This window comes from Thermoactinomyces sp. CICC 10522, assembly GCF_016055075.1.
GTDB lineage: Bacteria > Bacillota > Bacilli > Thermoactinomycetales > Thermoactinomycetaceae > Thermoactinomyces_A > Thermoactinomyces_A daqus.
In genome coordinates this window covers 61,583-77,904 of the sequence record NZ_JAECVY010000003.1, presented here as the reverse complement: position 1 = coordinate 77,904, position 16,322 = coordinate 61,583, and the positions used below count along the sequence as shown (strand labels likewise).

The 16,322-nt window shown below is 51.6% G+C and carries 14 protein-coding genes and 1 other annotated feature; of the genes, 11 read left to right on the top strand and 3 right to left on the bottom strand.

Annotated elements, in window-relative coordinates:
* The first annotated feature begins 143 nt into the window (after nt 1-143).
* From ytxC to rplT, 5 genes are all read left to right on the top strand, one after another.
* Nucleotides 144-1,013, top strand: a complete 870-nt coding sequence (gene ytxC / locus I8U18_RS06615) for a sporulation protein YtxC (protein ID WP_198059013.1) — start codon at nt 144-146, stop codon at nt 1,011-1,013.
* Nucleotides 1,014-1,355: 342 nt separating this feature from the next.
* Nucleotides 1,356-3,263 carry a threonine--tRNA ligase gene (gene thrS, locus I8U18_RS06610; protein ID WP_033101137.1) on the top strand — a complete coding sequence of 636 codons (1,908 nt, stop codon included), beginning with the start codon at nt 1,356-1,358 and terminating at the stop codon, nt 3,261-3,263.
* Nucleotides 3,264-3,457: 194 nt separating this feature from the next.
* Nucleotides 3,458-3,596: a sequence feature (ribosomal protein L20 leader region), on the top strand.
* The gene (gene infC / locus I8U18_RS06605) at nt 3,559-4,137 is read left to right on the top strand and encodes a translation initiation factor IF-3 (protein WP_198055395.1); all 579 of its coding nucleotides are present in this window, start codon (nt 3,559-3,561) and stop codon (nt 4,135-4,137) included. (Overlaps the previous feature by 38 nt.)
* Nucleotides 4,138-4,157: 20 nt before the next feature.
* The gene (gene rpmI, locus I8U18_RS06600) at nt 4,158-4,355 is read left to right on the top strand and encodes a 50S ribosomal protein L35 (RefSeq protein ID WP_033101138.1); all 198 of its coding nucleotides are present in this window, start codon (nt 4,158-4,160) and stop codon (nt 4,353-4,355) included.
* A gap of 42 nt (nt 4,356-4,397) precedes the next feature.
* Entirely contained in the window at nt 4,398-4,751 is a 354-nt protein-coding gene (gene rplT, locus I8U18_RS06595) for a 50S ribosomal protein L20 (protein ID WP_033101139.1), read from the top strand.
* Between the two features lie 100 nt (nt 4,752-4,851).
* On the opposite strand, the gene I8U18_RS06590 is transcribed toward rplT, so the two are convergent.
* Nucleotides 4,852-6,468, bottom strand: coding sequence for an MDR family MFS transporter (locus I8U18_RS06590; protein ID WP_198064606.1), 1,617 nt, complete (start codon nt 6,466-6,468; stop codon nt 4,852-4,854).
* 96 nt (nt 6,469-6,564) lie between these two features.
* Entirely contained in the window at nt 6,565-6,981 is a 417-nt protein-coding gene (locus I8U18_RS06585) for a MarR family winged helix-turn-helix transcriptional regulator (RefSeq protein ID WP_052154221.1), read from the bottom strand.
* A gap of 375 nt (nt 6,982-7,356) precedes the next feature.
* Between I8U18_RS06585 and ilvD the strand changes: the two genes are divergently transcribed.
* The 6 genes from ilvD to leuB all read left to right on the top strand — a co-directional run bounded on the left by ilvD (nt 7,357) and on the right by leuB (nt 15,588).
* A complete protein-coding gene (gene ilvD, locus I8U18_RS06580) occupies nt 7,357-9,027 on the top strand; it encodes a dihydroxy-acid dehydratase (RefSeq protein WP_033101140.1) in 1,671 nt (556 codons plus the stop codon).
* Nucleotides 9,028-9,615: 588 nt separating this feature from the next.
* Entirely contained in the window at nt 9,616-11,340 is a 1,725-nt protein-coding gene (ilvB, locus tag I8U18_RS06575) for a biosynthetic-type acetolactate synthase large subunit (protein WP_198064656.1), read from the top strand.
* Nucleotides 11,341-11,838 carry an acetolactate synthase small subunit gene (gene ilvN, locus I8U18_RS06570; protein WP_033101141.1) on the top strand — a complete coding sequence of 166 codons (498 nt, stop codon included), beginning with the start codon at nt 11,341-11,343 and terminating at the stop codon, nt 11,836-11,838. It begins immediately after the preceding gene.
* A gap of 39 nt (nt 11,839-11,877) precedes the next feature.
* Nucleotides 11,878-12,885 (top strand): ketol-acid reductoisomerase, encoded by a 1,008-nt coding sequence (gene ilvC, locus I8U18_RS06565; protein WP_033101142.1) that lies wholly within the window; start codon nt 11,878-11,880, stop codon nt 12,883-12,885.
* 9 nt (nt 12,886-12,894) lie between these two features.
* A complete protein-coding gene (locus I8U18_RS06560) occupies nt 12,895-14,466 on the top strand; it encodes a 2-isopropylmalate synthase (RefSeq protein WP_309485158.1) in 1,572 nt (523 codons plus the stop codon).
* A gap of 15 nt (nt 14,467-14,481) precedes the next feature.
* The gene (gene leuB / locus I8U18_RS06555; protein WP_033101144.1) at nt 14,482-15,588 is read left to right on the top strand and encodes a 3-isopropylmalate dehydrogenase; all 1,107 of its coding nucleotides are present in this window, start codon (nt 14,482-14,484) and stop codon (nt 15,586-15,588) included.
* 157 nt (nt 15,589-15,745) lie between these two features.
* Here leuB and I8U18_RS06550 read toward each other — a convergent pair whose 3' ends face one another.
* Complete coding sequence (locus I8U18_RS06550; protein WP_232336326.1) at nt 15,746-16,267, bottom strand: DUF2062 domain-containing protein; 522 nt, start codon at nt 16,265-16,267, stop codon at nt 15,746-15,748.
* Between the last annotated feature and the right edge of the window lie 55 nt (nt 16,268-16,322).

Below are 16,322 nucleotides of genomic sequence, written 5' to 3'. Positions count from 1 at the left end.
AATGGCGCGTTCCATGCTTGTGGCGGGAGGCAAGATTGACCGGCTGTTGCGACAGGGTTTTCTGTAAAGCCGGGCGATTTGTGTATACAGATTCCCACAATCCCATATATTGTTATTAAGCTTTTGCCGAAAGGGGGAATTGGGTGAATTATTTAATTTCCGTTCGCTTTCATGACCGAAAAAAAGAACTGCGCTTGCGGCCCTATCTGCAAAATCTGTTGGCCGAACGCCGTTGTTCGTTGACGTTGGCGGAAATTGAAGGAAGACATTTTTTTTGGCTCCAATTTCCGCCGGGACGTGAAGAAGAAATAAGAAAAAAAGTGGGTTGGGCCGTGGCGCGCTACATATGCGATCAGATTGAACCGGACCTGATCAATTGGATGATCCGCCGGTATGATCCTTTTCGTTCGCATGAAGAGGTCGGGAGAATCAGGCGGGAGGTGTTCAGGCAACTGAAGTCGAGCGCCTGGGAGTACAAGAAATCCGTCTACGCTGACCGCAGGGAGAAATTGGCGGAACAAGTGGAATGGTACTTGCGGGAGAATTGCCGGCTGGCTGTTGACGGTTATGTGCGCTTTCGCATGAAAGGACATTTCCGCGTACTGGCCTCCTGTGTCAAAGAAGCAGTCGCCTCCTATCGCCTTGATCAGGAATATAAGGAATTTATCCGTCTGTTGCGCCAATTTGTTCAACTCCAAGTTCCCAAGGTTCCCTTGATTCATGTTGTTCACCAGGCGGATGGCGGGTTTCGGCTGCTGTTGGCAGACGGTCGGACGCTTCCGCAAAAAGAATTGAATGAATGGGGGTATGAAGGATGGGAAACTCCTTTTTCCAATGAGGATTATATTCTGGGCGCCTTGCTGACAGCCGTGCCTGAACGGGTGGTCGTACATACGGAACAACGGCATGAAAATGTGATCCGCACCCTGCTGCAAATCTTTAAAGGCCGCATTATGCTTTGTGATGGTTGCAGCCGGTGCAAACCGGCAGTAAAATGGGGAGAAGATGCTTGACTAAAATGCGGGGAAATGAGTATAATACATAAAAATTTCAATTTTAGCGGCAATGCGAAGGACACGAGCAGTTTTCCATGGTTTCAGAGAGCGGGGGTCACCGGCTGCAAACCCCTGTACCCGCTGGGAAGGTGCTTACCCCCTTCAAGCTGCAACGGGGAACGCGGAAGTTTGCCAGTATCCGTTGCCGGCAACACACCGTTATTGTGTTGGAGGATTCCGTTGGTTTTCTTTTTGTTTGCAACGGGATTGAAAAAGGGTGGAACCACGACAGCAACGCTCGTCCCTTTCCGGGGATCGGGCGTTTTTTATTTTTTCCTATACTGAAGGAGGAGAAGCAAAATGGAAATGGCAGTGAAATTGCCTGACGGTTCGATTCGCCAATACGACCGCCGGGTGACTGTAAGCGACGTGGCGGAATCGATCAGCAAAAGTTTGCTCAAAAAAGCGGTGGCGGGAAAAATCGACGGAAAAGTGGTCGATTTGAACCGGGAAGTTCCCGACGGCGCCCAGGTGCAAATTCTGACGCTGGAAGACAAAGACGGAGTCGAGGTATACCGGCACAGTACGGCGCACTTGCTGGCACAGGCTTTAAAACGGCTTTACCCTGACGTGAAACTGGGAATCGGTCCGGTCATCGAAGACGGCTTTTACTATGATGTCGATTTGCCGGTGCGCCTGACGCCGGAAGACTTTCCGAAGATCGAGGCGGAGATGAACAAGATCGTCAAAGAGAATCTGCCGATCGTCCGCAAAGTGGTCAGCAGGGAAGAAGCGATCCGCCTTTACGAAAAAGTGGGAGACCATTTGAAACTGGAGATTATTCGCGACCTGCCGGAAGATGCCGTGATCACCATTTATGAGCAGGGAGAGTTTTTCGATCTCTGCCGCGGTCCGCATCTGCCGTCGACGGGGAAAATCAAAGCCTTCAAATTGCTCAGTGTGGCCGGGGCGTACTGGCGCGGCGATTCCGACAACCAAATGCTCCAGCGCATTTACGGCACGGCCTGGCCGAAAAAATCGGAGTTGGAAGAGTACCTGCATTTTCTGGAGGAAGCCAGAAAACGGGATCATCGCAAACTGGGGCGTGAACTGAAGCTGTACATGTTCTCCGAAGAGGCTCCGGGGATGCCGTTCTACCTGCCGAACGGGATGACCCTGCGCAATGAGTTGGAGCAGCTTTCACGCGAAATGCAAACCAAAGCGGGATACAAAGAAGTGCGCACGCCGCTCATGATGAATCAGCGCCTTTGGGAACAATCGGGCCACTGGGATCATTACCGGGAAAACATGTACTTCACCGATGTGGACGAAGCCACATTTGCCGTCAAGCCGATGAATTGCCCCGGGCACATGCTGATCTTTAAAAATGAGATTCGCTCTTACCGTGATCTCCCGCTCCGTCTGGCCGAGTTCGGGCAAGTGCACCGCCATGAGTTGTCGGGCGCTTTAAACGGAATGTTGCGCGTTCGCACGTTTACCCAGGATGATGCCCACATTTTCGTGCGCCCGGACCAGATCGAAGAAGAAGTGATGAATGCGCTGAAACTGATTGACCAAATTTATTCTGTTTTCGGATTCCCTTATTCCGTTGAGCTTTCCACCCGTCCGGAAGATTCGATGGGATCCGATGAATTGTGGGAAAAAGCGGAGTCCGCTCTGAAAAGCGTGTTGGACCGCGCCGGAATCGACTACCGGATCAATGAAGGGGATGGCGCCTTCTACGGTCCGAAAATCGATTTCCACATTCGTGACGCCCTGAAACGCAGCCATCAATGCGCCACAATTCAGCTCGATTTCCAGATGCCGGAGAAATTCGATCTCTCCTACATCGGCGAAGATAATGAACGGCATCGGCCAGTGGTGATTCACCGCGCCATTTACGGTTCCATCGATCGGTTTATCGGCATTCTCGTCGAACACTACGGCGGTGCCTTCCCGCTTTGGCTGGCGCCGGTTCAGGTGCGCGTGATTCCGGTTTCCCGCGATTATAATGAATATGCCCGAAAAGTGACGGATGAATTACAAAGAGCCGGCATCCGCGTCGAACTGGATGCGCGTGACGAGAAGGTCGGCTATAAAATCCGTGAAGCTCAGGTGCAAAAAGTGCCGTACATGTTTGTCGTCGGGGAAAAAGAGCTGAATTCCGGAACGGTAGCCGTCCGCAAGCGCACCGAAGGGGATCTCGGCGCCAAACCGCTGGATGAGGTAATCCGTGAGCTGAAAGAGGAGATCGGCGAAAGAAGATAAGGCCACCGCACAGGCAGGTTGTAGGCCAATCCGCTCGGAGTGCCCTTGCCTTCAATGGGCATAAAGGGGCTTCGCAGGATGAGATCAGGACTCGCTTGACAGCAGGGATATTTTTCGATACCCTGTTGTCTGTCTGTGATCGTGAAACGGCGTAAGCTTGACATTTCCTGTTAGCGTATGATACGATATCTTCATCATGCAAGAAGAAGCGCCCGCTTCTCACCTGATCGACGCTGTGTTGCTGTTGACAGGTCATTAGGAAACGGTTGAATTTCCTTGTGATAATGGGATTTAAATGTGGGCGTTTACTTGCGCCCGCATTTTTTTGTTTTCAATACTTTTCCGGAGGTGGCAGGTTATCAGCAAGGAACATCAGCACCAAGTTAATGAGTCGATCCGTGCTCGTGAGGTTCGCTTGATCGGAGTCGATGGGTCGCAGTTGGGGATTAAACCGCTCAGGGAAGCATTACGCTTGGCGCAGGAAGCGAATCTGGATCTTGTCAATGTCGCACCGCAAGCAAAGCCGCCTGTTTGCCGAATCATGGACTATGGCAAATACCGCTATGAGCAAAGCAAACGGGAGAAAGAAGCCCGCAAAAACCAAAAGATCATTCAGATTAAAGAAGTCCGTCTGAGTCCGTCGATCGAAGAAAATGATGTCCAAACCAAGCTGAACAACGTGAAGAAGTTCTTGCAAAAAGGGAATAAGGTGAAGTTGACCATCCGTTTCCGCGGACGTGAAATCACGCACCAGGAGCTTGGCCGCAGGATTTTGGATCGCATGGCGGACGAGGTGAAGGAGATCTCGGACATCGAGCGTCCGCCAAAGCTTGAAGGCCGTCAAATGATTATGATTTTAACACCGAAACAGTAGTTGCAAGGAGGATACACGCGATGCCAAAAATGAAAACCAAACGCGCTGCAGCAAAGCGTTTCAAAAAAACGGGAACAGGCAAAGTGAAACGCAACCATGCGTTTAAAAGCCACTTGCTCGAAGGAAAAACTGCCAAGCGCAAACGCAAGCTTCGCAAAAGCGCACTCGTTCATTCCGGCGATGTAAAACGGATTAAGCAACTGATCGCATATATGTAAGCAATTGATTAGAGACAGAAGTTACTTCAGGAGGGATTTATTGTGGCTAGAGTGAAAGGTGGTACCGTTACTCGCGCTCGTCGCAAAAAGGTACTGAAACTGGCGAAAGGTTATTTTGGTTCCAAACACCGTTTGTTCCGCACGGCGAAACAACAAGTGATGAAATCCTTGATGTACGCTTATCGCGATCGCCGTCAACGCAAACGCGATTTCCGCAAACTGTGGATTACCCGGATCAATGCTGCTGCGCGGATGAACGGTCTTTCCTACAACAAATTTGTCCATGGCTTGAAAGTGGCAGGTGTGGACATCAACCGCAAAATGCTGGCTGAACTGGCCGTCAGCGATCAAAAAGCATTTGCTGAACTGGTCAACGTTGCGAAAAACGCAAAGTAACCCAGACTCACAAAAAGGCTTTTTTCCGGCCCGGATTTCCCGGGAGGAAAAGGGCCTTTTTTGCATAAAAAACACTCTCTGTGGCGAGAGTGTAAGAGAATTAAGCTGTTTTTCGCTGCCAGTCGGGATCTTCTTCCACCGCCTGCGCATTGGAGGTGCGCAACGGGATTTCCCTGACCAAAAGCGCGATGAGAATCGCCATGAGCAAAATCAAGCCGGCAATGAAGAAAACATGGTGAATCGCGATGGTAAGCGCTCCCCTTGAGAATGAAACGATGGTGTCGAACACGGGAATGAGCGAACCGGGCAAACGGGAGCGAATCTGGATGAGCTGGGCTTGATCCATCAGCAGTTGCGGATTGCCGAGCGATGCGATTTTCTTCAGCATCTGCGGGGTTCTGGCCGCAGCGGGCAAATGGTGGCGGATATTGGCCATCAAGGTGCCCATCCGGCTTTGAATCGCTGTATTCATCACCGTTCCCATGATGGAAACCCCAACCGTACCGCCCATCTGGCGGAATAATTGGGAAGCGGAAGTGGCCACCCCGAGAAACCTGTAATCGACTGCATTTTGAATCGTCAGGTTGAAGATCGGGAAACTGCTGCCCAGCCCGATGCCGATCAACAGCATGCGCCAGGCGATTTGCCAATTGTCGGCGTTTTCCGTGAGGGTTGTCATACTGAATACGCCAAAGGCCATGATGACCAGCCCGGTAAGCGCAATCCATTTATACCGTCCGGTGCGGGTCACGATTTGCCCGGACCCGGTGCTGGCGAGCACCATGCCGAGGGTCATCGGCATCATGAGAAAGCTGGAATGGGTTGCCGACAGCCCCAGCACCCCCTGAATGAAGAAGGGGGTGTACATAATCGAACCGAACATGGCAAATCCGATCAAAAAAAGAGCCGCATTGGACAGGGAGAAAATGGATGTGCGAAAAAGGCTGAGGGGTAAAACCGGATTTTGTGCCGATCGTTCAATCAGCAGAAAAAGGATCAGGAAAGCGGCAGATCCGGCGAAGAGTCCGAGAATGACCGGTGATGTCCATGCATATCGCGTGCCGGCCCAGGAAAAGGCCAGCAGCAAGGGAATCATGGTGATCATCAGGAAAAGGGAGCCCAGGTAGTCGATTGAGACAGGCCCTTTTCTGGGAACGGACGGGAAAAGGAACCAGATCAAGACGAATGCGATAATGCCAAAGGGTAGGAAAATCCAGAAACACCAATGCCACGCCAAGTGATCCACGATATACCCGCCCAGGGCAGGCCCCAAAATGCTGGCCAGGCCAAACGATCCGCTCATGATTCCCTGCCAGCGCCCGCGTTCTCTGGGTGAAAACAGGTCTCCGACAGCGCTGAAGGCGGTGGACATCACCATCCCTCCGCCAAATCCCTGCAATCCGCGGTACAAGATCAATTCAAGAATTGTCGATGAAGTACCGCAAAGAAGTGACCCGATCACAAAGATGCCCAAGCCGATCAGGATAAATGGCTTCCGCCCATAGTTGTCTGACAGCCTTCCGACCAAAATCACGGTAATGCTCGAGGTGAGCATATAGATGGTGAACACCCACTGGAAATACTCCATTCCTTTCAGTTCGGCGATAATCCGCGGCATGATGTTTCCCACGATCGTTTGATTCAATGCCGCAAACAGCAAACTGGCAACAATCGCGACCATGATGGTCATCTTCTGCTTGGAGGATAAGTGTTCCACCGACTGGTAACCCCTTTTTGGAATGATTGAATGGTCAAGGGTCGACTGCTGTCATGATCCCGGACTGGAGCAAAAAGAGATTATCTGTTTATCTGTTTAACTTATCTTTTGCAGCAAAGTCAAAAGTGTTTCAATCTCTTCGGTGGTTAATTTTTCAAACTTACGGCGAAAATACTCCGATTTTTTATAAGACAATTCTTCAATTGTTTTTTTTCCGAGTTCGGATATGTGCAATTCCACCACCCGCTTATCCAGCTTGGAACGCTTTCGGTAGGCCAGGTTTTTCTTTTCCAGCTGGTCGGCGACATGGGTGATGTGGCTTACGGAAACATTAAATTCCTGTGCCAGCGCCGTCACGATTTGCGGGCTCTTTTGCTCCAATTGTTTTAAGACGCCAAACTCCGCTCCGTTAATTCGATCACCCCAGATTTCTGCCAAATCCCGTCGCAAATCACGCAAAATATGGCGAAAAACCTGTTCGAGTTCCAGACTCATTTCCAATCGGTCTGACATAAGAAAATCTCCTTAATTCATACAGTTGGATTCATAATACTAATGTTTAAGTAAGTGAAATAGTTTAACCATCATTATATCTTTTTTCGTTTATTCAGGCAATATAAATTTATTTATTAAAAATATTAATTTATCTATATAGAGCCGAGTGTGGAATTTGCCCAGTCAGGCAGGTTGATTTGCACGCAGGAAAATACCGTATTTCGTTCAGGAATGTTGGAGACCGAACGCTCATCCCGTTTCGGTCCGGCGTGAGCGCTTCTCCATCGACCCGGTCGGCAACTAACATTTACGAAAATAAGAGAGTGACATAAAAAAATATTTGATATAAACTGATATGAAAAAAAGTTTGCACCATCCAGGGAAGGTGATAAGATGCGAAGTGACCGAATCAAAAAAGGAATTGACCGGGCTCCCCACCGTGCATTGCTCCGTGCGGCCGGCGTCAAGGAAGAGGATTTTGGCAAACCGTTTATAGGCATATGCAACTCGTTTGTGGAAATTATTCCGGGGCACATCCACCTTAACCGTTTTGCCGAAATTTTGAAGGAAGCCGTACGGGAAGCTGGTGGCGTTCCGTTTGAGTTTAATACGATTGGTGTTGACGATGGGATTGCCATGGGCCATATCGGAATGCGCTATTCTCTGCCCAGCCGGGAAATTATCGCCGATTCGGTGGAAACGGTCGCGCTCGCCCACTGGTTTGACGGGCTGATCTGCATCCCCAATTGCGACAAGATTACACCCGGTATGATGATGGGCGCGCTCCGGGTTAATATTCCCACGATCTTCATCAGCGGTGGTCCAATGGCTGCAGGTGTGACGCCGGCAGGAGACAAAGTGGACCTCTCGTCCGTTTTTGAAGGCGTCGGAGCGTATCAGGCGGGGAAAATTGATGAACAGCAATTGGAAACCCTTGAGAAATTCGGTTGTCCGGGATGTGGTTCCTGTTCCGGCATGTTCACCGCCAATTCGATGAACTGCTTGGCCGAGGCGCTCGGGCTTGCTCTGCCGGGGAACGGAAGCATTCTCGCCCGGACTCCTGAGAGGGAAGAATTGGCGCGGCGCGCGGCACGGCAAATCATCCGCCTGATCGAAGCCGACCTCAAACCGCGGGATATTGTGACGGAAAAAGCGTTGGACAATGCCTTTATCCTGGACATGGCGATGGGCGGTTCCACCAACACCGTTCTGCATACGATGGCGATCGCCCATGAAGCCGGGGTGGAGTATCCGTTGTCCCGCATCAATGAACTTTCCAAACGCGTTCCCTATATTTGCAAGGTGAGCCCGGCCGGGCAGTGGCATATGGAAGACGTGGACCGCGCCGGCGGGATTTCGGCGATCTTGAATGAGTTAAGCCGCATCGACGGTTTGCTTCATCTCGACACGAAGACGGTGACACTGGGGACGCTTGGGGAAAATATCGCCGGAGCCGAAATAAAAGATCCCCGTGTGATCAAACGGGTGGAAGAGGCCCACAGCCAAACGGGAGGTCTGAAAATTTTGTACGGAAATCTTGCTCCGGATGGCGCAGTTATCAAAGCGGGAGCCGTTGATCCGTCAATCACGAAGTTTTCCGGCGAAGCCATTGTTTTTGAATCACAGGATTCCGCTTTGGCCGGGATCGCCTTGGGCAAGGTAAAACCGGGCCATGTAGTCATCATTCGATATGAAGGTCCCAAGGGCGGGCCGGGAATGCCTGAAATGCTTTCACCGACCTCGGCCATTGTTGGAATGGGCCTGGGCAAGGAAGTCGCGCTGATCACAGACGGCCGCTTTTCCGGAGCGACAAGGGGCATTTGCATCGGCCATGTTTCACCTGAAGCCGCAGAAGGCGGACCGATTGCTTTGGTTCAGTCGGGAGACCGGATTGAGATCGACTTGGAAAAAGGAACCCTTCATCTGGATGTCCATGAAGAAGAACTGGCTGCCAGACGTGCCCGCTGGCAAGCTCCGGACGTTCAGGTTTCCGGAAAATATTTGCGCCGGTATGCGAGTCTTGTCACTTCGGCCAATACCGGAGCTGTGTTAAGAGAGGTGTGACTTTTCTTCCGTTCCCTGTCGGGAGCGGATTATTAGAATTTTGTAAACGCTTGCAAATTTGTAATAAAAAAATGAGAGAAACTGTGTTGACAGCTGTTTAGGATGATGACTATAATATCAGCTAAATAATCAAAATCTTTACCCGAGGGTTACAAGATTGAAGCTTCTTTATTTATCCGATCCAATATTTCCTCCAATAATTGCAGGGATTGCTTTTGCAATGCCGATTCGTCGGATAATTCGATAAGTTAAGACGATGAAAAGGACGATGGCAAGGAGGCGCGATACAGAGAGTCCGGGTTTGCTGAGACCGGAACCGCAGCCTTGTACATCTCTCACCTTGGAGTTGAGTGTCGAAAGGCGCTTTGCAGCGCTGAGTAGTACACTACCGGTTGTCCCGTTAACGGCAGGAGTATGGAGTTGATCCATACTCATTGAGGTCGATTTTCGCGAGAAGTCGACAAAATTGGGTGGTACCACGAACCTGTTCGTCCCAATGAGCGCTGCTTGGCATGCGAGCAAAGGGCGGATCAGGTTCTTTTTATTTTTGCTTTTTTAAAAGGAGGAGAAATGCCAGTGGCTCCCCAGATGGAAACCCTGTCTGGTCAGTTAGTTGAGACGAAGGTTGAGGAGAGAAAGTTTACCGGGTCAGAAATCTTGCTTCGATGTTTGATCCAGGAAGGAGTCGAGGTGATTTTCGGTTATCCGGGTGGAGCTGTGTTACCGATTTATGATTCGCTTTATGATGGGCAGATCCGCCACCTGTTGGCCCGCCATGAGCAAGGTGCCATTCATGCGGCGGACGGTTATGCGCGTGCGACGGGGAAACCTGGCGTCGTCGTGGCCACTTCCGGTCCGGGAGCAACCAACCTGGTGACCGGGATTGCCACCGCGATGATGGATTCCGTTCCGCTGGTCTGCATCACCGGCAATGTGGATCAGTCCCTTTTGGGAACCGATGCCTTTCAGGAAGCAGATATCACGGGCATTACCATGCCGATTACAAAGCACAATTATTTAGTGCGCGATGTGAATGACCTGCCGCGGATCGTCAAAGAGGCGTTTACGATTGCGACTCAGGGCAGGCCGGGTCCGGTGTTAATCGACATCCCGAAGGACGTATCCAATGCGAAAGCCGCTTTTGAATATCCGGAAAGCGTTGAGATTCCCGGGTTTCATCCTTGGCGAACGCCCGGAAGGGAACAAGTCGAACAGCTTTACGAAGCCATTGCCGAGGCGAAAAAACCGCTGATTTTGGCTGGAGGCGGGGTTGTCAGCTCCGGTGCGGCGGGTGAATTGATCGCGTTTTCGGAAAAAACGGGCATTCCGGTCACGACCACTTTGATGGGCATCGGCGGTTTTCCCGGAACCCATCCGCATTGGCTCGGGATGCCGGGAATGCACGGGACTTATGCAGCCAATCACGCCCTGCTGGAGTGTGATCTTCTGATCGGGATCGGGGCGCGATTCGATGACCGGGTTACCATGGGGCGCATTGACAAGTTTGCGCAAAAAGCCAAAATCGCCCACATCGATATCGACCCGGCGGAAATCGGCAAAAATGTGCGGACCTACATTCCGTTGAACGGGGATGTCAAATCCGTGCTTCAGCTGATCAATCAGGAGGTTCCACGCAGTCGCTCAAACAAGTGGATGGATCAGCTGGATGAATGGAAGCAGCGGTTCCCTCTTCAATACAAAGAGACGGAAGATGGCCTGAAACCGCAATGGGTGATTGAGCAAATCTACCGCACGACTCAAGGGGAAGCGATCATTACGACCGATGTCGGACAACACCAGATGTGGGTGGCTCAGTTCTACCGTTTCCACCATCCGCGTTCCCTGCTGACCTCCGGTGGGCTGGGAACGATGGGATTCGGTTTTCCGGCAGCGATCGGGGCACAACTCGCTTATCCGGATCGGACGGTAATCGCAGTCGTCGGCGATGGGGGTTTTCAGATGACAGCGCAGGAGCTGGCCGTCGTTTCACTGGAAAATATCCCCGTGAAAGTGGCGCTCATCAACAATCAGTGCCTCGGCATGGTACGCCAGTGGCAGGAAATTTTCTACAAAAAGCGGTATAGCGAAGTCGATCTGGCTGGCAGCCCTGATTTTGTCACACTGGCGGAAGCCTATGGCGTAAAAGCCTGGCGGGCCCGCACCAAAGACGAGGCGAAAAAATGCTGGGAAGAAGCTTTGGCCCACCCGGGACCGGCCCTCGTCGACTTTTGGGTTTCCCCGGAAGAGAATGTTTATCCGATGGTGGCGCCGGGATCAGGCTTGGATGAGATGGTAATGGGAGATGAGATCTAGATGAGGCATATCCTTTCCGTACTGGTAAACAATCAGCCAAGGGTGTTGGCCCGCGTTGCCAGTCTGATCGGGCAACGCAATTACAACATCGAGAGCATCAGCGTAGGAGAGTCGGAGAAAGAAGGCCTGTCCCGCATGATCATTATCACCGGCGGCGATCACCAGACATTGGAACAGGTAAGAAAACAATTGGAAAAATTGATTGATGTGATTAAGGTTGAACATTTGGAAAAAGAAAAGACCGTCGAAAGGGAGCTGCTTCTGATCAAAGTGGAAGCAACTTCGGCGGTGAGAGCCGAGATTTTCGGCATTGTCGAACCTTTTCGCGCCTCGATCGTCGATGTGAGTCCACAGTCGCTTACCATTCAGGTAACGGGCGAACCGGCGAAACTGGAAGCAATGGTTGAACTGCTGCGCCCGTACGGCATCATTGAGATTGCCCGCACCGGTGCGATTGCCCTGGAACGCGGTTTAAACAAGGTAAAAGCGACTGTTTGACCAATAAAAAAAGGACCAATTCTCTGAGGAGGAATGAAGATGGCACAAATGTTCTATGAGCATCATGCAGATTTGTCATTATTTTCGGAAAAAACAGTAGCGGTAATCGGGTATGGAAGCCAGGGGCATGCCCAGGCGCAAAATCTGCGTGACAGCGGGGTACACGTGATCGTGGGGCTGAGAAAAGGAAAGTCATGGGAAAAAGCCGAAGCCGATGGATTCCAGGTGTTTGAAGTGGATGAAGCGGTGAAACGGGCCGATGTGGTGCAGCTTCTGCTTCCTGATGAGCTTCAGGCCAAAGTATACAAGGAACAAGTGGAACCGCACCTGAAACCGGGATCTGCTCTCTTTTTCTCCCACGGTTTTAACATCCACTTCGGCCAGATTGTTCCGCCCGAAGATGTCGATGTGATTCTGGTAGCCCCCAAATCGCCGGGTCACTTGGTAAGACGGGTATATTGCGAAGGCTTCGGGGTTCCCGCCCTGATCGCGGTTCATCAGGATGCGACCGGCAATGCGCACGCGCTCGCTCTGGCTTACTGCAAAGGAATCGGTTCCACCAAAGCGGGAGTGATCCAAACGACATTTAAAGAAGAAACCGAAACGGATTTGTTTGGAGAGCAAGCGGTATTGTGCGGCGGGGTCAGCCAGTTGATCAAAAGCGGATTCGAGACGCTGGTTGAGGCCGGGTACCAGCCGGAAGTCGCCTACTTTGAGTGTTTGCACGAGTTGAAGTTGATCGTTGACCTGATGTATGAAAACGGCCTTTCCGGCATGCGTTACTCCATCAGTGACACGGCGGAGTACGGGGATTATGTGAGCGGAAAACGGGTTGTGGCTGAAAGCAGTCGTGAAGCGATGAAGCAGCTGTTAAAAGAGATTCAGGACGGAACATTTGCCCGCCGCTGGATTGAGGAGAATCAAACCGGCCGCAAGCAGTTTACGGCGATGAGAGAAGCGGAGAAAGAGCATGAGATTGAGAGAGTCGGAGCGAAGCTGAGAGAGATGATGGTATGGGTGAGCCAAAAAGAACCGATTCAACAATAAAGATAAATCATAAAGGAGGAAGCGGTTATGCGCACGATCACCATTTTTGATACAACCCTTCGCGACGGGGAGCAGTCGCCCGGTGTGAACCTCAGCCCTCGTGAGAAAGTGGAAATTGCCATCCAGCTGGAACGGTTGGGAGTAAATGTGATCGAAGCCGGGTTTGCCGCTTCCTCAGCCGGAGATATGCAAGCAGTGCGTGAGATTGCCAGCCGGGTGAAAAATGCTTCTGTTTGCAGTTTGTCCCGCTCGGTCAAGGGAGATATCGATCAGGCGTGGGAGGCGTTGCGCGCAGCCGAATCACCCTATCTGCACCTCTTTCTGGCAACCTCGCCAATTCATCGCGAGTATAAGCTCCGGATGAGCCGGGAACAGGTCATTGAGCGGGTGCGAGAAGCGATCCGGTATGCTAAACGGCTGTTCCCGATTGTAGAATTTTCATGTGAGGATGCGGGTCGAACGGAAATCGACTTTCTGGCCGAAGTAGTCCGGGAAGCGATTAAAGCGGGGGCAGGCGTGATCAATCTGCCGGATACGGTGGGGTATCTCACTCCGAATGAGTATGCGCAGATGTTCATGAATGTAAGAAAGGCCGTGCCTGAAGTGGAGCAGGTTCGTTTGAGCGCACACTGCCACGACGATCTGGGCATGGCGGTGGCCAACAGCCTGGCGGCGATTGAAGCCGGGGTCGACCAGGTGGAATGCACGATCAATGGAATCGGTGAACGGGCCGGCAATGCCGCGCTTGAAGAAATTGCCTTGGCGATCAAGACGCGGGAGCAGTATTACCAGCTGCAAACGACTCTCAATTTGCGGGAAATCCATCGCACCAGCCGCATGGTGAGCAAATTGACAGGCATGATGGTTCCTGGCAATAAAGCGGTGGTCGGTGCCAACGCGTTTGCACATGAATCCGGCATTCATCAGGACGGAATGCTCAAAAACAGGGAAACTTACGAGATCATGAGGCCGGAGACCGTCGGTCTGACGGAAAGCCGCCTTGTCTTGGGAAAACATTCCGGCCGGCATGCTTTCCGGGATAAGTTGTTGCAGTTGGGATATGAATTGAATGAAGAGCAATTAAATCAATTGTTCATCCGTTTTAAGGAACTCGCCGATCGCAAAAAGGATGTCGCGGACGAGGATATCGTTGCTTTGGTCGAGGAAAAAATGAGCGATGCAAAAGATGCTTATACACTTGAGTCATTGCTGGTCACCTGCGGGAGTCATTCGTTGCCTACCGCATCCCTTCAGATCAAGCGGGTTTCGGATGGTTCGGTATCGGAAGAAGCCGCTTGCGGAAACGGGGCGGTCGATGCGATCTTTAAGGCGATTGACCGTTTGACCGGCGTACAGGTGGAATTGAAAGATTATCGCATCCATTCGGTTACACAGGGAAAAGACGCATTGGGAGAGGTTTTTGTTCAGTTGAGCCAAGGTGAGTGGACCGTGAGAGGAAGAGGAGTCAGCACCGACGTGTTGGAAGCGAGTGCCCGGGCATATCTGGATGCGGTGAATCGCCTGCTCAGGCGAACAGGCGCGGCTGCCGGGGACGGAATGGCGAAGATAACGGCATCTTGAGAGGAGTGGAGTCAGGTGAGCGAAGTGAAAAAAATTGCCGTTTTGCCGGGAGACGGCATCGGTCCGGAAATCACCCAGGAAGCGGTAAAAGTTTTGCAGCAAGTTGAGAAAGAATTTGGATTTTCGTTCTCCATTCAGTACGGAATGATCGGGGGAGGAGCGATCGACCGGGTGGGCATTCCCCTCCCCCCGGAAACGATGGAGCTCTGCGAAAAATCCGATGCGGTTCTGCTCGGAGCCGTTGGCGGACCCGACTGGGATTCCTATCCGCCGGAATTGAGACCGGAGCAAGCTCTCCTCGGTATCCGGAAAGGGTTGGGACTGTATTCCAACCTGCGTCCCGTCACCCTGTTTGCAGGCTTGGAAAACAGCTCGACTCTCCGGCCTGAGGTGCTTGCCGGAGTTGATCTGGTGGTGGTTCGCGAATTGACCGGCGGCATTTACTTTGGCGACAAAGAGCGGACAACAACGCCTGAGGGAGAAGTGGCGACGGATCTGTTGATTTATCACGAGTTCGAGATTGAGCGCATTGTTCGCTTGGCGTTTGAGATTGCACGCGGCCGGAAAAAACGGGTTACTTCGGTTGACAAAGCCAATGTTTTGGAAAGCTCCCGGCTCTGGCGGGAAGTGGTCAACCGGGTAGCCAAAGATTATCCTGATGTCCAGGTGGAGCACATGTTGGTCGATAACTGTGCGATGCAAATCATTCGCCGCCCCGCCACTTTTGATGTCATCGTGACGGAGAATATGTTTGGCGACATCTTAAGCGATGAAGCGGCGATTTTAACCGGATCGATCGGAATGTTGCCATCCGCAAGCCTGGGAGAAGGTACGATCGGTCTGTATGAGCCGGTTCATGGATCAGCACCGGATATCGCCGGGCAAGGCGTGGCCAATCCAGCCGCAGCGATCCTCTCCGCGGCATTGATGCTTCGTCACTCCTTCGGTTATGAGGCAGCCGCCGCCGCGGTTGAACAAGCGGTTCGCACCGTTTTCGAAAAAGGGGTGCGGACACCTGATTTGGCCAGCGAGAATCAACTGGCGGTCAGTACGGAGGAGTTCGGCGATCTCGTGGTTGAAGAGTTACGCCGGACGGAGTGGCCGATCGAGGAGACCGCCTGAAGACATGAATCCACGGCCCCCGCACTTCCCTGTCGTTCCCTTTGGCCCAAACGGAAAAGCGGGGGCCTTCTATTTTAAAATAGAAAATCTGTTGATCTGAAAATCGCTATTGCGGAAAAAGAAACGCCCCTGATTCCCATGAAGGAAGGGGCGTAAATTATGAACAGTTTCGTAGCAATTTATAGAAGTTTCTACTTTCATACAAACGATAAATAATAAAGTAGGAGATAAACCCGAACAGCGCTCCCAAAATGGACTGCCCGATCAGGACGTGCAATCCGCCGTGCAAAATGTCCCAAAGAATTTGCAAATTACCTGAAAAAATCTCGGTAAAAGAGTGATCTTCAAAATTCATCGTCCCGGTATTCACCGGGTAGATCCATTCGCCCAGTTTCTTGGAGATCGGGAGCATTATGACGGGTAAGAAGGTTAATTTCCCGATGATGTTGCCGATAATCGCTGCCGGAAGCGAACCTTTGCACAGGCGGACGATCGGGTAAAACAGGATATAGATCAGCGAACATGTGGGGATGACGATCATTTCCAAACCGAAACCAAGCGCAAACCCCAGCGATACTTTTTTCGCCCCGCCGGGTGAACGCAACAACTTGAGAAAATTAAAGCGAAAGGTCCTGCCCAGCCGTTTTATGCAATTATGCTTTCGTTTTGTTTTCATCATGGTTTCCCTCTCCCAAAAGAGCCCTGCCCACTTCGGAACGAATCAGCAAGGGGAT